Annotated in this window: 20 protein-coding genes and 1 pseudogene; 4 read left to right on the top strand and 17 right to left on the bottom strand. The window is 57.8% G+C overall.

Annotated features, from left to right (window positions below; all coding sequences use genetic code 11):
• Window positions 1–37 precede the first annotated feature (37 nt).
• The 8 genes from G3578_RS12655 to G3578_RS12620 form a co-directional block, all read right to left on the bottom strand.
• Window positions 38–604, bottom strand: a complete 567-nt coding sequence (locus tag G3578_RS12655) for a GerMN domain-containing protein (RefSeq protein ID WP_165213204.1) — start codon at window positions 602–604, stop codon at window positions 38–40.
• 10 nt (window positions 605–614) lie between these two features.
• On the bottom strand, window positions 615–2,282 hold the full coding sequence (locus tag G3578_RS12650; protein WP_165213203.1) for an N-acetylmuramoyl-L-alanine amidase family protein: 1,668 nt from the start codon (window positions 2,280–2,282) through the stop codon (window positions 615–617).
• A gap of 203 nt (window positions 2,283–2,485) precedes the next feature.
• Window positions 2,486–2,932 carry a hypothetical protein gene (locus G3578_RS12645; RefSeq protein WP_165213201.1) on the bottom strand — a complete coding sequence of 149 codons (447 nt, stop codon included), beginning with the start codon at window positions 2,930–2,932 and terminating at the stop codon, window positions 2,486–2,488.
• Window positions 2,933–2,983: 51 nt separating this feature from the next.
• Window positions 2,984–3,244, bottom strand: coding sequence for a hypothetical protein (locus tag G3578_RS12640; protein ID WP_165213199.1), 261 nt, complete (start codon window positions 3,242–3,244; stop codon window positions 2,984–2,986).
• Window positions 3,245–3,668: 424 nt separating this feature from the next.
• Window positions 3,669–4,544 (bottom strand): MetQ/NlpA family ABC transporter substrate-binding protein, encoded by an 876-nt coding sequence (locus tag G3578_RS12635; protein ID WP_165213197.1) that lies wholly within the window; start codon window positions 4,542–4,544, stop codon window positions 3,669–3,671.
• A 39-nt stretch (window positions 4,545–4,583) separates the two neighbouring features.
• Complete coding sequence (locus tag G3578_RS12630; protein ID WP_165213195.1) at window positions 4,584–5,267, bottom strand: methionine ABC transporter permease; 684 nt, start codon at window positions 5,265–5,267, stop codon at window positions 4,584–4,586.
• The gene (locus G3578_RS12625) at window positions 5,264–6,298 is read right to left on the bottom strand and encodes a methionine ABC transporter ATP-binding protein (RefSeq protein WP_165213193.1); all 1,035 of its coding nucleotides are present in this window, start codon (window positions 6,296–6,298) and stop codon (window positions 5,264–5,266) included. The genes G3578_RS12630 and G3578_RS12625 overlap by 4 nt, the downstream gene beginning before the upstream one ends.
• A gap of 232 nt (window positions 6,299–6,530) precedes the next feature.
• Window positions 6,531–7,514 carry an LCP family protein gene (locus G3578_RS12620; RefSeq protein ID WP_165213191.1) on the bottom strand — a complete coding sequence of 328 codons (984 nt, stop codon included), beginning with the start codon at window positions 7,512–7,514 and terminating at the stop codon, window positions 6,531–6,533.
• Between the two features lie 255 nt (window positions 7,515–7,769).
• Between G3578_RS12620 and G3578_RS12615 the strand changes: the two are divergent.
• Window positions 7,770–8,309 (top strand): annotated as a pseudogene (locus G3578_RS12615) (cupin domain-containing protein); the annotation flags it as partial.
• 65 nt (window positions 8,310–8,374) lie between these two features.
• On the opposite strand, the gene G3578_RS12610 reads toward G3578_RS12615, so the two are convergent.
• Window positions 8,375–11,122 carry a calcium-transporting P-type ATPase, PMR1-type gene (locus G3578_RS12610; RefSeq protein ID WP_165213187.1) on the bottom strand — a complete coding sequence of 916 codons (2,748 nt, stop codon included), beginning with the start codon at window positions 11,120–11,122 and terminating at the stop codon, window positions 8,375–8,377.
• A gap of 147 nt (window positions 11,123–11,269) precedes the next feature.
• Here G3578_RS12610 and G3578_RS12605 point away from each other — a divergent pair, with 147 nt between their 5' ends.
• Complete coding sequence (locus tag G3578_RS12605) at window positions 11,270–12,529, top strand: MFS transporter (RefSeq protein ID WP_241254612.1); 1,260 nt, start codon at window positions 11,270–11,272, stop codon at window positions 12,527–12,529.
• A 34-nt stretch (window positions 12,530–12,563) separates the two neighbouring features.
• Here G3578_RS12605 and G3578_RS12600 read toward each other — a convergent pair whose 3' ends face one another.
• From G3578_RS12600 to rnjA, 4 genes are all read right to left on the bottom strand, one after another.
• Window positions 12,564–14,126, bottom strand: a complete 1,563-nt coding sequence (locus G3578_RS12600; protein WP_165213185.1) for a stalk domain-containing protein — start codon at window positions 14,124–14,126, stop codon at window positions 12,564–12,566.
• Window positions 14,127–14,326: 200 nt separating this feature from the next.
• The gene (locus G3578_RS12595; protein ID WP_165213183.1) at window positions 14,327–15,202 is read right to left on the bottom strand and encodes an aldo/keto reductase; all 876 of its coding nucleotides are present in this window, start codon (window positions 15,200–15,202) and stop codon (window positions 14,327–14,329) included.
• Window positions 15,203–15,271: 69 nt separating this feature from the next.
• Entirely contained in the window at window positions 15,272–15,706 is a 435-nt protein-coding gene (locus G3578_RS12590) for a BrxA/BrxB family bacilliredoxin (protein ID WP_165213181.1), read from the bottom strand.
• A gap of 111 nt (window positions 15,707–15,817) precedes the next feature.
• Window positions 15,818–17,467, bottom strand: coding sequence for a ribonuclease J1 (gene rnjA, locus G3578_RS12585; protein WP_277603145.1), 1,650 nt, complete (start codon window positions 17,465–17,467; stop codon window positions 15,818–15,820).
• 177 nt (window positions 17,468–17,644) lie between these two features.
• Here rnjA and chrA point away from each other — a divergent pair, with 177 nt between their 5' ends.
• Window positions 17,645–18,790 carry a chromate efflux transporter gene (chrA, locus tag G3578_RS12580; protein WP_165213179.1) on the top strand — a complete coding sequence of 382 codons (1,146 nt, stop codon included), beginning with the start codon at window positions 17,645–17,647 and terminating at the stop codon, window positions 18,788–18,790.
• Window positions 18,791–18,977: 187 nt separating this feature from the next.
• Here the strand turns inward: chrA and G3578_RS12575 are convergent, their stop codons facing one another.
• From G3578_RS12575 to G3578_RS12565, 3 genes are read right to left on the bottom strand one after another with little or no spacing between them, the layout of a single operon-like run.
• A complete protein-coding gene (locus G3578_RS12575; protein ID WP_165213177.1) occupies window positions 18,978–19,613 on the bottom strand; it encodes an SCO family protein in 636 nt (211 codons plus the stop codon).
• Between the two features lie 15 nt (window positions 19,614–19,628).
• The gene (locus G3578_RS12570; RefSeq protein WP_165213175.1) at window positions 19,629–20,030 is read right to left on the bottom strand and encodes a FixH family protein; all 402 of its coding nucleotides are present in this window, start codon (window positions 20,028–20,030) and stop codon (window positions 19,629–19,631) included.
• A 58-nt stretch (window positions 20,031–20,088) separates the two neighbouring features.
• The gene (locus G3578_RS12565; protein ID WP_165213173.1) at window positions 20,089–20,400 is read right to left on the bottom strand and encodes a rhodanese-like domain-containing protein; all 312 of its coding nucleotides are present in this window, start codon (window positions 20,398–20,400) and stop codon (window positions 20,089–20,091) included.
• A gap of 148 nt (window positions 20,401–20,548) precedes the next feature.
• Between G3578_RS12565 and G3578_RS12560 the strand changes: the two genes are divergently transcribed.
• Window positions 20,549–20,899: a DUF2512 family protein gene (locus G3578_RS12560; protein ID WP_165213171.1), complete on the top strand. Its 351-nt coding sequence runs from the start codon at window positions 20,549–20,551 to the stop codon at window positions 20,897–20,899.
• Between the two features lie 190 nt (window positions 20,900–21,089).
• On the opposite strand, the gene G3578_RS21395 is transcribed toward G3578_RS12560, so the two are convergent.
• Complete coding sequence (locus G3578_RS21395) at window positions 21,090–21,173, bottom strand: putative holin-like toxin (protein ID WP_481752742.1); 84 nt, start codon at window positions 21,171–21,173, stop codon at window positions 21,090–21,092.
• Window positions 21,174–21,489 lie beyond the last annotated feature (316 nt).

The following is a 21,489-nucleotide window of genomic DNA, read 5'->3' as shown; positions in this document are numbered from 1 at the left end:
CCCCCTCTGCAGGGAAGGCTGCTTTGCGGTCTGTCGACTATTTCGTTAACGCGTCTTCCAGGCTGACGTGCCCCATCAAGGAGTCGATCGGCTGGCCGTCTCGCAGGAGCACGATCTTTTTCACTTCCGGGAACTGGTAGAGGGTTTTTTTCAATGCCTCCAGGGCCATTTCCTCTCCTTCCGCTCCCAGGTTGTACACGTTGCTCCCCTTGGTATCGATGGTCAGCTGGCCGTCGGCAAAGGTTACGGAATGATAGGCGAAGTTCTGCCACAGCGGATTGTGGCCCTTTTGCGCCGGATGCTCCAGCAGGGCAAGCGCCTGTTTATACTTGTCCACATCGTTTGCATAGCGGATTTCCTGTTTTTCCGCAAGCAATCCCGTCAGCTGGTCATCGGCATAATAGGCGGTGACAACCGCTTTCGTCAGCGGCGGCTGTTCCTGCGTTTCCCCGCTGGCAGCCGTCGCCGTTTTCCCGCCGGCAGCCGCCCCCGTTTCCTGCCCGGCCTCCGCTTGCGGGTCCGGGTGCTTCTCTACGGAGACGGTTTTGCTTCCGCAGCCGGCAAGAAGGCTGGCAAGCATCAGCAAAAAGAGTAAACGTTTCATAGCATCCCCCTTACTCCGAGTCGTAGACGGTCAGGTAGTACTCCCTGATGGCCGCCACCAGTTCCCTGGCAACCCGGTCACGGAATTCCGGCGACATCATCTGCTTGTTTTCGTAGGCGTTGGTAAGAAAACCGGTCTCGGTCAGAACGGCGGGCATCTTCGTATATTTGATCACGTAGAAACCGCTCTTCTGCACGCCGCGATCCGGGAACTGCGTCGCCTTCAGCAGGTGGCGGTGCACAATGTTGGCAAACGCCTGGCTGTAGCTGTTGTAGTAGTAGGTCTCTGTGCCGCGCGAATCCGCTTTGAACGAATTGGCGTGTACGGACAGGAACAGGTCCGCGCCCCTCTCATTGGCGATCGCCACCCTCTCCTGGAGCGTAAGGTAGACGTCCGTGGTCCGGGTCGCCACCACCTGAAATTCCTTGTACTGCTTCAACAGCTCCATCATCCGGTTGATGATGCTTAGATTATACTCCTTTTCCACATTGCCGGCGACCCCTGAGGCCCCATTGTCTTTCCCGCCGTGACCGGCGTCCAGGACAATGAGAAAGCCGGTCTTGCGCGGGGCGGGGGCAAGCTTGATCGCCAACCCGTCCTCCTTCTCCGTGACCGTGTAATTGCTCTTCTGGTTGAGTTCGATCACAACCCGGACAGTGGCGGGATTTTCCTGGTACTGGCTGTAGCGGATCGACTTGATCAGCGGGAGAGCGCTGTTCTCTCCGGCGGCCGGTTGGGCGGTCGACCCGGCTTGCCCGCCGTCATCAGCCTCTTTGTCGTCCTGTATCGGTTGATCCGCCGCCTCCAGGGCATCCGCCGAAGCCTGCCCGTCCGCCAATGCCTCCGACAGCTTGTCCGACAGCACGGTATGCGGCAGGTCAAGGACGATCCGGTACGGCCCCTGCAATACGAAATGCTGCGGGGTTACCCACTTTTCGGTCGACAGCAAGATGCTGTCCCCTTCCGTGCTGATTGCATCCAGTTCATTTACCCGTTTGATTGTAACGCGGTTTTCTCCCTTGTCCCAACGAATCTGTGCGTCAAGCAGCTCTTCCGCCCGAGCAAGCGGTATGTACGCCTGGGAATCGATATGTCTCGCACCGGCAAGCTTGGCCGCATTCAGGCCGTTTTTCATCCCCAGGTACTCGGCAAGCCGCTCCACCGGCAGATAGACGTCGTCCTCCAGCACAAACGGCTTGTACGATCCGGTCAGGTCCTTGCCGTTTGCCTCCAGGGCGATGGTGCGGTTCACCACCACCGTCCGGGAATCCGCATCCCATCCGATCGCGGCCCCCAACGTCTCACCGACGAAGCGCAGAGGCAGCAGCATGCGCTGGTGATAGATCACAGGCGCGGTATCCAGGGCCACCTCCTTGCCGTTCACGACCGCTTTTGCACGATTGAGCTGCAAAACCAGCGTGCTGTTTTCGCGTGTAATGGTGGCTGTCCGGGTAGGCTGGTCCCAGGCGACGTCGGCTCCCAACCCCTCGGCAATGACACGAATCGGAACCAGGGTGCGCCCGTTTTGAATCAGCGGCGGCACATCCGGTTCCACGGGCTTGCCGTCCATCACCAGCTTGACAAAGTCTCCCGGCTGTTCGGCAAAGGCATCATTCCCCCATCCCCCGAACAGGCAGAACGCAAACAACAGCCACAACGAGATCCAACGTTTCTTCATCACGCCCTCCTCCATCCGACATGTTTCCACACCGCTGCGGGTATGGACGGTCAATCTTCGACATTGTTATAGACGGATGGGCGGAGAAAAAGTTTATAGTATATTTGAACTAAATTTAATAATAGACGAAAGTTTCGTTTCCTGAAAAAGAAGACACCGCTTCATCACGCGATGCCTTCCCGAAATTCGGTTCCTGTTCATGATTAGGCCCGCAGCCTTCTTTGCGGCAGCATTTCGGCCAGCCCTTTGTTTGCCCCGCTTGACATGAGCTGCTGGATCATGCTGAACACGACAGGGTTGGAGAGAAGCTTGATGGTCTCCGCCACCTTCGGATTTTTCAACTGCGGAATCAGGCTTCCCAGCTGCGGCAGCAGTTCCTCCAGGCGAATCGGCGATGTCCCGTTCGTTTCCGGCTCGACCTGGACGGGGATGGAACGGCGGCGGGACAGCAGCCCTCGGCGCTTCCGCCTGGAGGAGGCGACCACTTTGAACTGATTGAGGATCTCTTTCACTTCCTGGAGATTTTGGTTCACCTGCGCGATTTCCTGCTGCAGCTGATCACTGGATGCCTTGTGCGCCTCCGTCAGCTGATGCAGCCGGTTCGCCATCTCCTGCAGCTTGCCTGTTTTTTGTCGTCTGCGTCTTCTCACCCGGGTGTCGATATCGGTACACCTCCTTCATCCCCCGATTGGCCTTGCCCTTTATTTTTTGAATTTCTTCTTGATGGCAGAAAGATCGTCTGGGTTTACCCCTTTTTTGGCAAGTTTATCCAACATACTTCCCACCGACTCGGTACGCTGCATTCTGCGAAACTGCGCGAGATAGCCGTCCAATTCCTTATCGCTCAGGTTCTTGCCGCCTTTTTTGGCGAGATCCCGGATCACTTCTTTCAGCCCCGCATCGGTTTTCAGTTTTTCTTTTGGAATGGATTTCGCCGCGTTCAGTAGTTTACCGATATCCATGTACTCTCCTCCTCCTTGCTTGAAGCTATTGGTGTTACCCTTTACACTATGACAGCGCAAGGAGTTTGGTTTGGTCGGATGTCCATGGTGCGTCGGCCTATTTCTGCGCAGCATCCGTTGTCAATCGATCAACCAAAGTTGTGGAAAAGTTAGAAGCATGGCGTGATGGGGCCAAGCGAGCTCCTTTGACGACCGGCTCAGCGAAGAAACAAAGACGCGGAAAAACAGGGGGCGTGAGTCTCACATCGCTGAAACACCCAGATGTTGAGCCCCCTGCCGCGTCGCGTTTCGCAGCGGACAAGGTCCGCTTCTTTGCTGGTCGTCAAGAGAGCGAGCAGGAACCATCATCCATGACATGTGGTCTTTACAAACAAAAGAGACTCCCGCGGGAGTCTCCTGCCATGTGGCTTGTGAAGGCTATTGGTTAGTTTTTCAGTTCGCCTACGAAGAGTACGGAACCTTTATAGGTCTTGTCGATGAAATCTTTTACTTCCGGGGAAGTGAGCGCTTTGGCCAGCTTCTTGATCGCATCGCTGTCTTTGTTGTCCTGGCGGGTAGCCAACACGTTCACATACGGGTTGTTCTCGCCGGACTCCAGGTAGATGGCGTCTTTCGCCGGGTTCAAGCCGGCTTCCAGCGCGAAGTTGGAGTTGATCACCGCCGCATCGATCGCTGCGTCATCCAGTGCGCGCGGGAGCATGGCCGGTTCCAGTTCCACCAGCTCGATTTTCTTCTCCACGATATCGGCGATGGTACCGTTGATGCCCACGCCGTCTTTCAGCTTCAGCAGACCCGCTTTTTCCAGCAGGGCCAGCACACGACCGTGCTCGCTTGTGCCGTTGGTGATGGCCACTTTCGCGCCTGCCGGCAGGGAAGCGAGGTCTTTGTATGCTTTTGCCTTGTTGGAATATACGCCCAGCGGCTCGATGTGTACGCCAGCCACGTATGTCAAGTTGAGGTTTTTCTCTTTATTGGTCGCCTCCAGCCACGGAATGTGCTGGAAGTAGTTGGCGTCCAGCTCTTTCTCCGCCAATTGGGTGTTCGGCAGGACATAATCCTGGAAGATCACGACATCCAGATTGATGCCTTCTTTCTCCAGCATCGGCTTGACCACCTGGTTCAGGATTTCCGCATGGGGAACGGCAGTGGCCCCAACTTTGAGCGTTACCGGCTGGGCTGCTGCATTGCCGGATCCGGCTTGTCCTGCATCAGCCGGCTTTTGTTCGGTACCGGATTGGCCGCAAGCGGCAAGCGACAGAGCCAGCAAACCCGCAAACAGTGTGGTAAACAGTTTTTTCATTTGGTTTCCCTCCTGACTTGGATTTGGAATGCTATCTGGTTAACGGTGATCCAGTTTCCGGGAGATGGCATCTCCGATCATCTGAACCCCTTGTACCAACAGTATCAGCAACAACGTGGTGACGAACAGGATGTCCTCTTTGAACCCGTTGAAACCGTGGGTGTAAGCCATCGCTCCCAACCCGCCAGCGCCGACGACGCCGGCCATCGCGGAGTAGCCGATCAGGCCGACCGCTGTCACGGTAATGCCGGATACGATCGCGGGCAGCGCCTCCGGAATCAGGATCTTGCGGATGATCTGCCAGTTGCTGGCCCCCATCGACTGCGCCGCTTCAATCACGCCGCGGTTTACTTCGCGGATGGCCGTCTCCACCAGCCGGGCGACAAACGGCGCCGAACCGGCCACCAGGCTGATGATCGCCGCCTCCGGACCGATCGAGGTGCCGATCAGCTTGCGGGAGAACGGGATGAGGATAATCACCAGCACGATATACGGGATCGAGCGCAGGATATTGATAACGAAACCAAGAATCTGGTTCAGCGCGGGCATCGGCAGCAGGTGGTTGCGGCTGGTGATAACCAGCAGCACTCCCAGCGGAATGCCGATCAGCGCGGAGAACAGCAGCGAGACAGAGACCATGTAAATCGTCTCCCAGATCGCCTTGACGATATAATCCCAGTACTGAACCACGGCCGGCATGTAAGTGACAAGGAAATCGTTCATTGCGCCCCGCCTCCTTCCACGCTCTGCAGGACGTCCACGTGCACACCCTGTTTCTTCAGATACGCGACGGTCCGCGCTTCCACGTCAATGTCGCCCGGCACTTGAATATAGAGCGTCCCGAAGGCGATCTCTTTCAGCCGCTTGATCTGTCCCTGAATAATGGTTACTTCCACGCCCACTTCTTTCACAAGCTGGCTGATGACCGCCTGGCTGGCCGCATCCCCCAGGAACGTGCACCGCAGCAGCGTTCCGGGACCGATCTGGCGCAGGACATCGTCATCCAGCTGTTCCGAGCCGGTAACCTGACTGATAAACTGCCGGGTCGTCGTGGTTTTCGGGCGGGAAAACACCTCCACCACATCGCCGAGCTCAATGATGCGCCCGCTTTCCATCACCGCCACACGGTCGCATATTTTTTCGATCACGTGCATTTCATGCGTGATCAGGACAATGGTCAATCCCAGCTTGCGGTTAATCTCCTTCAGCAGGTCAAGGATGGAATCCGTCGTTTTCGGGTCGAGCGCTGACGTCGCCTCGTCGCACAGCAGCACATCCGGGTGGTTGGCCAGGGCGCGGGCGATCCCGACGCGCTGCTTCTGCCCACCGGAAAGCTGGGAAGGATAAGCGTCCGCCTTGTCGGCAAGCCCCACCAGTTCCAGCAGCTCCTTTACCCGAGCCGCGTGCTCCCTCTTTGGCACGCCGGCGATCTCCAGCGGCAGCGCGACATTCTCGGCTACCGTGCGCGACCAGAGCAGGTTAAAATGCTGAAAAACCATCCCGATCTTGCGCCGCGCCTTGCGCAGCTGACCGGGGGGCAGCTGGGTCAGCCGCGTGTCTCCCACGATTACATCGCCGGTTGTCGGTGCCTCCAGCAGGTTCATCAACCGTACCAGCGTAGACTTCCCGGCACCGCTGTAACCGATAATTCCGAAGATTTCCCCTTTGTTGATGGATAAATCAATGCCATCAAGTGCATGAACCGAGCCAAACCGGTTTTTGAATACTTTGCTCACGTTTTTCAAACTGATCATCTGCGGCCAACCCCCCTTCATTGCAATCTGTGTATCCAGCCTTCGCTTGCACCCAATCGGTGTATTGCAAGACTTTTCTTACTAGTCAAACTAATTCCCTTTAATTCCAACCGTTTTACTATGGTTTATAATAAAGCAAATATAACGATAGTAAATTCCATCGCACCTGTCAATAGGAAAAATAGGAATTTGCTTGATTGCACAAAAAACGGCGCTCTGGCGCCGTTTCCGATTATGGTTTGTCCGGGGATTGGGTTTGCGTCGCCGCGCGCGGCCGGTTCAGCTGCTCCTGCACATAGCTTTTCACCTGCTCCAGATTGGGCAGAAGCACCGAGCCGCCGCGATTCGCCTCCTGGAAAGCCCCCATGGGCGGCAGCTGGTACTGGCCGGCCTGCTCGCTTTTCAGCTGCAGCGAGAGCGCCGCCAGCTTCAGCATATCCCCGGCGCTCATATTGGTCTGTACGTAAGGGCGAATGCTGTCCAGCACGGCCGGAAGCTGCAGGATCGTCGTGCCTTTCTGCATCTGGACAGCCAGCGCGGACAGCAGTTTGCGCTGCCGCTCGGTGCGCGTGTAATCCGACATCGCATCGTGGCGGAAGCGGACGTATTGCAGCGCCTTGTCGCCGTCCAGATGCTGAAGCCCTTTTTTCAGGTTGATATCATACAAGCCTTTGTCGCTCGGATCGCGGTACCGCATGTTTTTCTCCACGTCCAGCTCCACGCCGCCGACCGCGTCAATCAGGTGCTTGAAGCCTTCAAAATCGGTGATCACGTAGCGATCCACCGGCAAGCCGACAAACGAGCTGACCGTCTCCATGGCCAGCTCGGGGCCTCCTTCCGCAAGTGCGGCATTGATGCGGGACGATCCGTATCCCGGTATCTTCACATAGGTATCGCGCAGGATGGAGAACAGATCATAGGTTTTGGCGACCGGATCGATGCTGACGAGAATCATGGAATCGGAACGGGGCTGCTCGTCCGGCCGCAGCTCCCGCCTGTCGACGCCCATCAGCAGGATGTTGACCCGCTCCGTGCCGCCCCAGACGGGAATCTCGCTCTCCGGGGGTTTTGTTTTCCCGTCGGCTCCATGCGTCTTCACGATATTCGGCTCCTGCACACCGGTGAAAAAGGAATAAAACGCATGTCCGTAATATCCGGTCAATGCGATCAGGATCACGAGCAAGGCAAACAAGATGCTTTTCGTTCGCAGTTTCAAGACAACCGCCACCTTTTTCGTACACTTCTTTTGTCCATTGTATTAGTATACTTGAACCGTGGCGAATTGTGCCGTCTTCATTCTGGCATTTTTGCAGAAAAATGGCACCCCATCTTCAGGCGCAAATGGGTTTCCCGTGCTGCCGCTTCAGCGGTTGACGCAAGATTTGACGCCGGATTTGGGCGAACTTCCCTATCCTTCGCTGCATAAGGATATCCCGTAGGCAAATTCAATAGAAAAGGGCTGGAATGCAACATGACTTTGTATCTGGATTACACATCTCCTTATGCACAGTTCTTTAGTGACGTAAACCATAACCTGCTGTTCCAAAAGGATCCCCAAAACTACATCAATGTCCTTTCCACCCAACAGTTGAATACGCTGGATAACGTGTCTCTGCTGGACATCTTTCTCAGCTCGGGCAATATCGTGGAGCCTCATTACCATCAAAATGCTGCAGAGCTTGTGTACTGCGTTTCCGGCTCGGCGAACATTTCCTTTATTAATCCTTTTTTTAACCAGGTTTTTCACTTTCACATTACGCCAGGCCAGGTCGTCAACATCCCTCAGGGCTGGTGGCACTGGGAGATCGCAACCGCCGACAACACGCATCTGCTCGCCGTCTTCAATGCTCCCATCCCCGAGGTCATCCTGGGATCCGATCTCCTGCGGCTGACGCCGAGTGAAGTATTGGCTTACACATACTGCCTGAATGAGGCGAAAGTAAAAAATACGCTTGCCCCCATTCAGAGCTCGACCTTCATCGGCCCTCCCGCAGGCTGCCATCAAGGCCAGTGATCATCAGATTGAATAAGAGAGTCGCTCGATCAGGGCGATTTTTTTGTTCAACGATGTTGCGCTTATCCGCGCTTGCTGCGCAGGGCGCCGCCGATGCCGGCCACGAAGGTGGGAACCCCGCCGGCAACGAAAACAAGCGCCCAGTCGCGGAAGGCAAGCGGCGTTGTTTTGAAAATCGGCTGCAGCTGCGGGATATAGATGACGCAGAGCAACAGCAGCAGCGAGGAGAGCACCGACCAGACCAGATACATGTTTTCAAATACGTTGCGGTGAAACACCGAGTGCTTGCTGCGGCAGTCGAAGACGTGGATGAGCTGCGCCATCACCAGCGTGGCAAAGGCGACGGTCTGGGCATGCACGAGGTGGCGGGGATCTTCCCGGAGCGTCAGCCAGAAGGCTCCCAGCGTCATCAGCCCGATCAGGAAGCCGCGGCTGATGATCTTCCACCCGAGCCCGCGGGCAAAAATGTTCTCATCCCGCTTCCTTGGCCGCTGATACATCGTATCCTCTTCCGCCGGATCGACCCCGAGCGCCATCGCCGGCAGGCCGTCCGTGACCAGGTTGACCCACAGGATCTGAATGGGCACCAGGGGCAGCGGCAGGCCGATGATCATGGCGAACAGCATGACCAGGATCTCGCCTACGTTGGAAGCCAGCAGGTAACGGATAAACTTGCGGATGTTGTCGTAGATGTTGCGCCCTTCCTCCACCGCCGCGACGATCGTGGCAAAGTTGTCGTCGCGCAGCACGAGATCGGATGCCTCTTTGGTCACATCGGTCCCGGTGATCCCCATCGCAATCCCGATATCGGCTGTTTTGATGGCCGGGGCATCGTTCACCCCGTCGCCCGTCATCGCCACCACATGCCCCTGGGCCTGCAGGGCGCGCACGATGCGCAGCTTGTGCTCCGGCGAGACGCGGGCGTACACGGCGATACGTTCCGCCCGGGCGGCCAGCTCGCTGTCGTTCATGCGATTCAGTTCCTGCCCTTCCAGAACTTCCGCTCCCGGGCGCAGGATCCCGATCTGGCGGGCGATCGCCTCCGCCGTGATCTTGTGGTCACCGGTGATCATCACCGTTTTGATGCCGGCCTGGCGGCACAGAGAAATCGCCTGCTTCACTTCCATCCGGGGCGGATCGATCATGCCGACCAGCCCCACGAACACCAGATTGGACTCCAGGCTGAACGGGGGCTGCCCCGCCCGGTACTGCTCCAGGGGCCGGTAGGCAAACGCCAGCACCCGCAGGGCCTGGGACGCCATCTCCTCGGTCTGCGCCAGGATGCGGGCACGCAGCTGCTGGGTCAGGGGAATCACTTCCCCCTTCCACAGGAGATGGCTGGAGCGCACCAGCACCGCCTCCGCCGCTCCTTTGCAGAGCAGCATCTTTCTGCCGTCGGCCGTCTCTTCGATGACCGACATCATTTTGCGATCGGAATCAAACGGCAGCTCATCGATCCGCCTGTCCCCGGCCGCCAGCCGCTTGCCCGCTGCCTGGCCGCGCAGCGCTTTGGCAGCCATGACGAGCAGGGCCCCTTCCGTCGGGTCGCCGATCACGTTCCAGGCGCGCTCCTTTTTGCCGAACAACAGCCCCTGCCCCTCCTGCTGCTCCGCGACCAGCCGGGCGTTGTTGCAGCGTTCCGCGATCCGGCACAGCTGTTTCAGCCCGGGATCTGCCGCCACCGTGACCGTCCTTCCCTGCAGCCTGATCTCGCCGACGGGTTCATAACCACTGCCGGTTACCTCGAAGGTTTGGTCACTGTGCCAGATGCGGGTGACCGTCATCTTGTTCTGGGTCAGCGTCCCCGTCTTGTCCGAGCAGATCACGGAGGCACAGCCGAGGGTCTCCACGGAGGGCAGCTTGCGCACGATCGCGTTCCGCTTGATCATCCGCTGTACGCCCAGCGCAAGCGCGATGGTGACGATGGCCGGCAGCCCCTCGGGTATGGCCGCCACGGCCAGGCTGACCCCGGCCAAAAACATCGTCAACAGGTCATGACCGTGCCAGACACCCGCAATAACGACCACGGCCGTAAGCAGGACGGCGACGCCCACCAGGATTTTGCCCATCTGTTCCAGCCGAAGCTGCAGCGGCGTCTCCATCGTCTCCGCCTCATTCATCAGATGGGCGATTCTGCCCAGTTCGGTATCCATCCCGATCGCCGTGACGATCCCCTTGCCTGTGCCGCCCGTCACCAGCGTCCCCATGAACGCCAGGTTTTTCCGGTCGCCGAGAGGCAGTTCCCCTCCCCGCCCTGCCGGGACGCAGTCGGTCACTTTGGTGACGGGAACGGACTCGCCGGTAAGGGCCGATTCTTCGATTTCCAGCCGGGTGGCGCGGATGAGGCGCAGATCGGCCGGCACACGATCACCCGCCTCCAGGAGAACCAGATCACCAGGCACCAGCTGCGAAGCCGGAATCACCGCTGTCTGTCCATCGCGGACCACCCGGGCCATCGGGGCGGCCATCTCCTTGAGAGCCTGCAGCGAGCGCTCCGCTCTTGCTTCCTGGATAAAGCCAAGCACCCCGTTGATAAAGATGATGGCGATAATGGTGATCGCATCCAGATACTCTCCCAGAAAGAAGGAGATGATCGTGGCAATCATCAGGATGACGACCATGAAATCCTTGAACTGGCCGAAAAAGACGGCAAACAGCGAGACCCGTTTGGTTTCGCGCAGGGTATTGGGGCCAAAACGGTTCCGCCTTTCCTCCGCTTCCCTGCAGGAGAGACCGGATTCCCCGTTGCTTCCCAGCAGGCGGGACGCCTCTTCCGTCGACATTTGATACCATGGTTTGGTCGCTTGCATGGTTTCCCAACTCCTCCAGTGCTCGTCTCATCTCCATTTCTATGCGCCCGCGGGAAACTTATGAGAGGAATTTATTATACTTTTTTATTTACTAAGTATATTATATGGCGTATACTATGGGAAAAAGCAGGAAATCAGGTGAACGAAATGATGATGTTGAAACGATCCTCATCCGGTATCCGTACAGTGTTCCTGCCCTATCCCCGCGAAGCGCTGCTGTTTGTCGCCGCCAGCTTCGTCAACGCGCTGGGCAGCGCCTTCATGTGGCCGCTTACCACCCTGTATGTTTATCAGGTGTTGGGGCGTTCCGCCGCAGATGCCGGGTTTGTCCTGATGCTGCAGTCGCTGGCCGGGATTGCCGGACAGTTCACGGGCGGCGCGCTGTTCCACCGGCTCGGCGCCAAACGGCTCATCGTGGGTTCGCTCCTCTGCAGCTCCTTGCTCCAATGCTCCCTGCTCTTTCTCACGCATTGGCTGGTCTATGCCGGTGTTATGGCCGCACTGGGCTTTCTTAACGCCGTCACGATGCCGGCCATCCAGGCGTTTATCGGGTTTCGCTGGCCGAACGAGCGGCGTTCCCTCTTCAATGTGGTGTATGTCGGCAACAACGTAGGAATGGCCGTTGGCACGTCGCTGGCCGGCATTCTGGCTGCGCTCTCCTTCCCCCTCACGTTTCTGGTGGACAGCATCACCACGCTGGCCTTCGCCCTCTTCTTCCTTCTTTTCATGCGCATCTCCGCCGATGCCGACAGCCAGGTATCGCTGCTGTCGCTCAGGGAAAGCGCGGGTCAGCAGCCCTGGATGCTGCTGAGGCAGTACCGTCTCTACCTTTTTCTCGCCCTGGGCTCGGCTGCGCTCTTTTTTGCCACCACCAGCTGGAGCACAGGCGTCGCGCCCTACCTCGCCGATCAGGGCATGAGCATGGCCGCCTACAGCTTCCTCTGGACGGTGAACGGCATCGTCATCTTTGCGGGCCAGCCGGTCACTTCCTTCATCAAGCGCATCCTGGCCAAAACCCCGACGGCCCAGCTGATCGCTAGCGCCGCCTGCTATACGATCGGGTTTGCCTTCATGCTGCTGTTTCACCGTACATATGACATGCTGGTGCTCGGGATGGTGATTACCACCTTCGGGGAGATGCTGAAGGCGCCTACGGTTCCCGCCTTCATTACGGAGTACACCGGCAGTGCGGCTCCCTTTTACCTCGGGGTGGTTGGCAGCATCGGCAGCCTGGGCCGTCTGTTCGGGCCGCTGCTGCTGGGATCGATGTATGATGTCGGCGGCATCGTGCCCGTGGCGGCCCTGGCCTCCGCGACGTGCGCCGCAGCGGTCGTTCTTTTTGCCGTCCATGCCTTCTTGCATCGCCGGGTCATCCTCAGACAAAAAGAAGCCGGGCTCCTGTCATGAACAGGAACCGGCTTCCTTTGTCAGCAACACCCTGTCAATTGCCGATGGCATTGTCGAAGTTGACAAGGGCCAGATTGTACTGATACACTGCGGACTGGTGCTGGTTTTCCCGATTGGACAGCTCTTCGTCCGCCTGCATCACTTCCACCGTCGTAGCCATGCCGTTTTGATAGCGCAGCAGGCTGAGACGGTAGTTTTCCTTGGCGGCATCCAGTGCCTTTTGATAGGAAGCAAGGGCTTCCTTGGCGGCCTGCAGGTTATAGTAAGCCTGGGCCGCTTCCAGCGAAACGCTTCGTTTCGTATCCTCGAGGGCCAGTTTGGCCTTTTCTACCTCATTGCGGGCCATGTCCCCCTGATAGGTGGAGAGCGCCAGATATTTGTCGATCAAATCCACGTTCAATTCGGCCACTTTCAATTCTTCCTGCTTTTGCAGCACTTCCGCCCGCTGCCGGGCTGCCAGGGACGCCGCTTCTTCGGCCGTCATGTTCAGCTGCTCGGCGGCCAGCTTCTCCGGCTTCAATTCCCATTTCTTCATCAGGTCCGTGCCCAGCATGTCGTTCAGCTTCATCTCGGCAACCTTGACGTTTGTTTCAGCTACCGCCAGGGCTGCTTTCGCCGCAGCGACGCCGGCCTCCGCCTGCAGCACGTCCGTCTTGGCCCGGGTGCCTACCTGGAAGGCCACATTGGCGATTTTCAACTGCTGCTCCGCCCGGGACAGGCTCTGCTGCTTCAGGGCCAGATCAGCCTGGGCATTGAGGAGGTCGTAATAAGCTTTCTCCACGCCCAGCTTGATTTTGCTCTCCGTCGCTTTCACGAAGGCGGCGTTCACCTTTTTGGCCATCTCCGCTTTGGCCTGGGTCACATATTTCTGCTGGGCCATATCGAGCGATTCGATAAGGGAACTGGGAATATCCTTTACCTGCGAGTTGACCAGGCGGGCGTTGATATCCGCATTGTCGGCGTCCAGGCGCAGTGACAGCAGATCGCTGTTGGTTTTCAGCGCCATGTCAACCGCCTGGGCCATGGTCAGCTGCTCCTTCTGCTGCTCCTGGTCCTTGGATGGAGCGGGCTCGGCCGGCGCTGCCGGAGCCTGGCCGTCCGCCGTTCGAATCTCTACAACCCGGTCGTTTGCCCGCCAGGTTACGGTCGCGCCCAGCGCCTCACTGACGAAGCGAAGCGGAACATAGGTGCGGCCCCTTTGAATGACGGGGGGCGCATCCAGCAGGATCTCCTTTCCTGCTCCCTCCACCTTGGTCGAGCCTACCGTCAGGACGATGTTCCGCTCGCCCTTGGTGACGGTCACCTGGCTTGTTTCAGGCTTCCAATCCACTTGTGCCGCCAACGCCTCGCTGACGAAGCGTACCGGAACCATGGTGCGGTTATGGCTGCGATCAATGTAGGGATTGGCATCCGGCAGCACCAGCGGCTTGCCGTTGATCTCGATTCCGACGGCGTCGGCTGTCTGACCCGCTTGAACCGTTTGTGCCGCTTGCGGCTGGCCCGCCGCCAATGCAGCGCCTGCGGAAGGGACGGAAGCCAGTACGGCGGCGCTCAGCACCATCGTCATCAGCTTTTGTTTGGAATACGGGTATGACATGTTCCGATCATCCTTCTTTCGTCTGGGGTATTGCCTCTCGTCGGTTGTCAGAAGGCATTATTTCGGTATACGAAATTTTTGGTTACAAAGATAATATAGCATATCTGCCACTTTGCCGTTAAGGGAAATAACTACCAATTGACGTGCCTGGCGCCGAAAAAAGGAACCTGCCAATCAACAGGTCCCTTCAGTCAAGCTGCTTATGAAAACGCCAGCTCAGGCAGCTGATACCATTCGCCCGACATCCACTCGCTTGCTTTCCAGCGCAGCACATCCGCCCGCACCAGCGGCATGATCTCCCGGAAAAAGGCGAGCCGTTCCACATCGTTCATGGGCGTAAAGCTGGCAGCCGCCTTCACGTCTGCCTCCAGTTCGCTCATTTTGCTGATGCCCAGAATCGCCGTCGATACCGGCAGGCTCCATGTATAGCGGAGCGCCTGCTCGGTCCAGGGAGCCAGTTTGCCGAGCGCCATCACTTTCATGCCGATCACCGCCACTCCCTTTTCAACCGCCAGCGGCACGAAGTCGTGGGCAAAGCTGTAAATAAAATGGTCAAGCGCGGACAGCGCCACCAGCGCGCTGTCGAACGGAAAACGTCGGATCGCTTCGGCCAGCAGGCGCGGGTCGGTATGGCCGCTGATGCTCAGCTTGCGGACCAGCCCCTGCTCCTTCGCTTCGATCAATGCCTGCAGGGCGCCGTCTTTCGCAAAAATTCCCTCCAGATCATGCGGCTGCATAACATTGTGCACCCGCCACTCATCCACGTAATCGGTCCGAAGCCGCTTCAGGCTGGCTTCGAGGTCCCGCCACGCCAGGTCACGGCTGCGGCCGCCCGTCTTCGTTGCGATCCATACTTTGTGGCGCAGCCCTTCCAATCCCAGACCGAGGCGCGTCTCCGACTGCCCGTCGCTATAGCTGGGCGCCGTATCGAAATAGTTGACGCCGAGCTCGACGGCCCGCCGGATGATGGCGATCGCCTCCTCTTCCGTGCAATCATGCTCGTCCACGATGCGCTGCGCGCCAAAACCAAGCAGCGATACCCGGTGCGGATCGCGTCCGAATGGTCGTGTTTGCATGGGTTCATCCATCCTTTTCTTCTATGGCGGAAAGAAAAACGCCCATCGCCGGGCGCTTTTTCGTCCTGATTAATTTTTGCAGTATTGATCGTACAGGGAGGTCAGCAGCCCGGAGATGGTCTGCAAATCGTTGTTTTCGATCTGGTGGCGTTCGATCATGCCGACCAGCTTGCCGTCCTTCATCAGGGCGAACGATGGCGAAGACGGCGGATATCCCTCGAAATATTCGCGCGCCTTGGCGGTTGCTTCCTTGTCCTGGCCGGCGAATACCGTGTAGAGAAGATCAGGCTTCGGGTCATGCTGCAGCGAGTGGGCGACGGCCGGACGAGCCAGACCTGCTGCACAGCCGCACACCGAGTTTACCACCACCAGAGCGGTGCCTTTCATGTTGGCAAACGCCTGCTCCACTTCCTCCGGCGTCCGCAGCTCGGTAAAGCCCACGCGGGTGAGCTCGTCGCGCATCGGCTGAATGACCTGATTCATATATGCTTCATAAGACATCATTGGCAACTCTCTCCTTTTTCATATACTCATTTCTATTATATCCGTTCTGTGCTGTCCGGAGAATGCCCGCATGCACTTCATGGCAGAAAACGCCTCTGCCTCCAGCGCGTGTCACACTTCCATCAGGATGGTCAAAATCATCGGGTTGCGGCCTGTTTTCTCATAGATGAACGGCTTCAGCACCTCGTTGATCTGCGCCTTCAGTTCGCTCCATTCCTTGATCTTCCGGTCAAGCGCTTCCGTCAGCTTCGCCCGCACCCGCTCGGTCGCTTCCTGGATCAGCGATTCCGATCCGCGCACATAGACAAAGCCCCTGCTGACGATGTCCGGCCCCGTCAGGATCTTGAAATTTTTCATATCGACGCTGACGACCACGACCATCAGCCCGTCTTCCGCCAGATGCTTGCGGTCGCGCAGGACGATGTTGCCGACGTCGCCAATGCCGCTGCCGTCAATCAAGACAATGCCGGCGGGCACCTTCTCCAGATGGGCCCTCTCCCGGGTACAGCAGAGCACATCCCCGTTGTCCAGCACGAAGATGTTCTTCTCGTCAATCCCCACCTGCGCCGCCAGCCTGGCGTGCGTTTTCAGCATCCGGTACTCGCCATGGATCGGCATGAAATAGCGCGGGCGAACGAAGTTGAGCATCAGCTTCAGCTCTTCGCTGCTGCCGTGCCCCGAAGCATGGATGTCAAAAACGGAACCGTGGATCACATTGGCCCCGGCGCGGAAAAGCTTGTCGATCGTCCGGTAGACATTGACCGTATTGCCCGGGATCGGCGATGCCGAGATGATGACGGTATCGTCCGGATAGATCTGGACATTGCGGTGGGAGCCGGACGCGATCCGGGTCAGCGCCGCCATCGGTTCCCCCTGGCTGCCGGTGCAAATGATCAGCACCTGATTGTCTGCATAATTGTCGATCGTCTTGATATCGATCAGCATGCCCTCCGGCATCTGGATATACCCCAGCTCCTGCCCGATGAGAAACGCTTTCTCCATGCTGCGCCCGATCACCGCCACTTTGCGGTTGCACGCCATCGCCGCATCCACCACCTGCTGGAGACGGTGGACGTTGGAAGCGAACGTCGCCAGGATGATGCGCCCTTTGGCCTGGGACACCACCTCCATGATCCCTTCGCCGACCGTTCGCTCCGACATGGTAAAACCGGGACGCTCGGCGTTGGTGCTGTCCGAGAGCAGCGCCAGCACATCCCCGCTGCCGATGCGGGCCAGCTTGGCGTATTCGGTGGTCGCTCCCACCGGCGTCATGTCAAACTTGAAATCGCCTGTATGCACGACCATTCCTTCCGGCGTGTCGATCACGATCCCGTAGGAGTCCGGAATGCTGTGGTTGGTGCGGAAAAACGATACCTGCATGTGCCGGAACGGAATGACCGTATCCTCGTTGACCGTGATCAGGTCGACCTCGTTTTGCATGCGGTGCTCTTCCAGCTTCGCCCTGACCAGCCCCAGGGTCAGCCTGCCTCCGTAGATCGGCGTCTTGATCTGTTTCAGGACATAGGGAATCCCGCCGATATGGTCTTCGTGACCGTGCGTCAGCACCATCGCCTTGATCTTATGCTGGTTGTCGATGAGATAGGAGATATCCGGGATCACGAGATCAACGCCAAACATCTCATCTTCCGGAAACTTGACCCCGCAGTCGATGATGACGATCTCGTCCTCCACCTCGACGCAGTACATGTTTTTCCCGATTTCTCCCAATCCGCCCATGGCAAAAATTCTTACTTCACTCAATCGAAACCCTCCTGTTTTTCCGCAACCGGATAAATGCCGTTCAAAAACCCTTCTTCTATTGTAACACAGATGATTGCATTCGTTTCCTTGGTCTTGCCAATCTTGGCAAACCGTTGTTCATGGCCAACCTTCCTGTGGTATCTTTGGAATGAACGCATCCGTGAAGGAGTGGACCGTATGCTGCCCGATCAAGCCCAAGCCAAACGTCTGAAGGAAATCGCCCTCTCCTTCCTGAAACTGGGAACCGTTGCGTTCGGGGGCCCCGCCGCCCACACGGCCATGATGGAAGAAGAGTTTGTCCGCAGGCGCAAGTGGGTGGATCGCGAAACCTTCATGGATCTCCTGGGCGCCGCGAACCTGATTCCCGGCCCCAACTCGACGGAACTGGCGATTCACCTAGGTCTGAAGCGTGCCGGATGGCTCGGCCTGCTGCTGGCCGGAACCTGCTTTATCCTGCCCGCGATGCTGATTGTGCTCATGCTGGCGGTTCTCTATACCCGCTACGGCTACCTGCCGCAGACGGCGTCTGTCCTGTATGGCATCAAGCCCGTCATCATCGCGGTGATCCTGCAGGCATTATGGAATCTCAAATCGACTGCATGCAAGAACCGGTTGACGATCATCGCGGCGGCCGCCTCCATCCCGTTGGGGGCGCTGGGGGTAAACGAGCTGCTGCTGCTTCTGTTATCCGGCCTGTTCGTGATGCTTGCAGCCAACCGGCAGCGGCTACGCAGCCGTCTTTTTGCCCTGCCGCCTCTTCTCTCTCCGGTCATGCTGTCGGCAGGGACGGAGCAGGCTCCCGCTGCGCTGGGCAAACTGTTCTGGCTCTTCCTGAAGATCGGCTCCGTCCTGTATGGCAGCGGCTATGTGCTGATCGCCTTTTTGCAGGCGGACTTCGTCGACCGCTGGGGCGTCCTGACCGCCCGGCAGCTGCTTGACGCGGTCGCGATCGGCCAATTTACCCCGGGCCCGCTCTTTACCACAGCCACCTTCGTCGGTTATCTGATCGCCGGGATTCCGGGGGCGCTGCTGGCGACGCTCGCCATCTTTCTTCCGGCCTTTCTGTTCGTTGCCCTGACCGCGCCATGGCTACCCAGACTGCGCCAGTCCCCCTGGACCGGCCCGCTGCTGGACGGCGTGAATGCCGCCTCCGTCTCCCTGATGGCGCTCGTCACCGTCCGGCTGGGGAGCACGGCGCTGGTCGACGGGCCGACCGTTCTCATCGGCTTGGCCAGCTTCTTGCTGCTCTTCCGCTATTCCATCAACTCCGCCTGGCTGGTTCTCGCCGGCGGTCTCTGCGGCTTCCTGATCCACCTTGCGTAAAGGAAAGAGGCACTCGCCTGGCGATGACGGCCTGCCTCTTCCTGTTCATCCTGCCTGCGACAGCATCCCCTGTCTCCCATCCCCAATGGGAAACCGCCGTTTCGAAGTATATGTATCAATCACCTTCGCGGCCGCAACGGACAAGGTATTCTCCATCCGCTTCCGCAAAGGGCGCAGCATGCATGGCCTACTCGTCGGCGAGCTGCTCCAGATCGCGCGTGACGGCATCCGGATCCATCTCCGCCCCCATGCCGTGCATCACGCGCAAGTTCCGCTCCTTGTCCAGGATGAATGTACGCATCGTATGCAGGTAGGAGCCATCCGGCTGTTTCAGCACACCGATGCCGAACGCTTTCGTGACCTGCGCGACGGTCGCCTCATCCCCGCGCAGAAAATACCAGCCGCTCTGATCCGCATGAAACTGCTCGGCATACTTTTGCAGGACTTCCGGGGTATCGCGCTCCGGATCGAACGTGATCGTCAAAAAGACGACATCCTTGCCGTACAATCCTTTGGCCTTCAGCTCCTCCTGCATTTTGGCCATATAGAAGGTGGTCGCCGGACACACATCCGGACAATGGGTGAAAATGAAGGAAACCAGCCTCACCTTTCCATCCGTATCCCGCAGATGAAACGGTGTGCCGTCCAGTTTTTCCAGCGTGAAATCATCCATCCGCTTGATCACCGGAATCTGCTTGCTCTGCCAGTAGGCAAAGAGCAGCGATCCCGCCGCAGCCAACCCGATCAAACCGACCAGCAGCGCCAGCCAGTGGCGGCGCCAGAATGGGGGTTGGCCGGCCGTCTGAACCCGATCTTGTTGCAATCTCCTTCTCTCCTCTCACTGCGCCAAATCGATCTCATAGGCAAACGAGCGGCTTTTCCCCTGCTCGTCCGCCCAGACCAACCGGAGCTGCCATTTGCCCCCCATCATCAGGTGAGGGCCTTCCCCCTTCCAGGTGCCATCCGGTTGGGAAGCAAGCGCCAGTTCGCTTTTGCCGTGTTCCATCCCGGCCATTGCGAAATACAGCGTCGCCCTGCCGCCGGTGACCGTCTGATGCTGTTGGTCTTTCAAGGTCACGGTAAATGTGTTCGGGCCTACGCTGCCCGGCGCTATCGCAAGCGCGGCTGAATATCCGTCGCTTGTCCCGATTAGGGAAATCGGCCCCTGGCTTTCGGTTTTCCCGCACCCGGCCGCCAGGAGGAGCAGGCAGAAGAACAGCACCCACACTCCCCGCTTCATCCCATCATTCCTCCTGTATGGAAAAAGGCACCAGCCTTTCTGATGCCGCGCTTTCCCGTTATCTTTCGATTTCACCCGGCCATGCCAGCATGCCGCCGACCATATTGGCGGCATCAAATCCCAACATCGTCAGGTATTCCGTCGCCCGGTGGCTGCGCGCGCCGCTGCGGCACACCATGATGATCGGCGTCTCTTTGTCCAGTTCATCGATCCGCACAGGCAGCGTGCCGAGCGGAATCAGCTTCGCCTGCGGGATGTGGCCGGCATGCCACTCCTCTACCTCACGCACATCGATCAGCTGGATCGCTTCCCCTTTCGCCAGCTTTTCCATCACTTCTTCCGGCATGATTTCCTTCACGTACGTCTCCATATCGCGCCGCTCCTCTCTCTACGGTGCTGTCCGCCTCATGTGCCATCTGATCCATCATATCACATGGGAAGGCGATTTTCTAATTGCTGTGATAGGAACCGGCAAATCAGCCAACATTAGAAAGGAGAATGTTGGAGGAGGGGTTTGCTTGACCCGATTGCTGTGGAAACTGATACTGATCCCCGCAGCCGTGCTGCTGGGGGATTACCTGATCGGAAGCGTCTTCTATCCGTCTTATCTGCAGCCGATCCTGACAGGACTCGCGCTGGCCGTCGCGCAGCATGCGATGGAGAAAGTATGGCTGCGAACAGGAACGCTATGGCTCATGACCGTGCTGGACATCTTGGTAGCTGCTGCGGTTCTCTGGTTAAGCGCCGCTGCGTTTCCGGGTGCCCGGGTGCCGCTGGATGGCGCGCTGCTCGTCGCCCTGCTGCTCGGCATTGTCGAATACGTTTACCATCGCTGGCTGCTGAAAAACCCGATTTATGCGCGGAATTAACGATTTTCTGTAGATTTGTTGGAACAATCATGGTAAAATGGAATACGTTGATGCGTTTTCCCATAAGGTAAAAAAGTAATGACCGCAGGTGCGGCAACACCTGCGGTTCTGTACAATAGGCGTTCCCCACAAGGGGGCGGCTCATATCGCGATGTTGTGGATCACCTGGATGGAAGTGTTCAAGGGTGATCTACTTCTTTTTAGGGAAGGACAGTATCGCCACTATCAGCATGGCAAAAGCAATCATCACTGATATCGACTCATATACTGTCATAGCCCCACCCCCTTTCGATCGGGGATGAGCCGACCACCCTTGAGGAGCCGATCTACTGTACAAGGAAAATTATACCATATGGAGACAAATTAGAAAAAACGCAAATAGTCCTTTTTAATCGAATTTTTCGACAACGATTGCCGCCTTTTCCGAAAGGACCCATATGCGTTTCCCATCAAAAATGGCGTCATTACCTGTGTTTTCGGGAATCACTCCTGCCGGACGGACTCCGAAAAATTCGGCATCTGGGTCTAACTCCTCAATTTTATTGTAAAAAAATGGAACGTATGTCCCATACCTCCCTTTCCCACTCTTT

This window comes from Brevibacillus sp. SYP-B805, from assembly GCF_011059135.1.
Lineage (GTDB): Bacteria > Bacillota > Bacilli > Brevibacillales > Brevibacillaceae > Brevibacillus_F.
The sequence above is the reverse complement of the archived record's forward strand: the minus strand, read 5'-3'. Positions and strand labels throughout refer to the sequence as shown.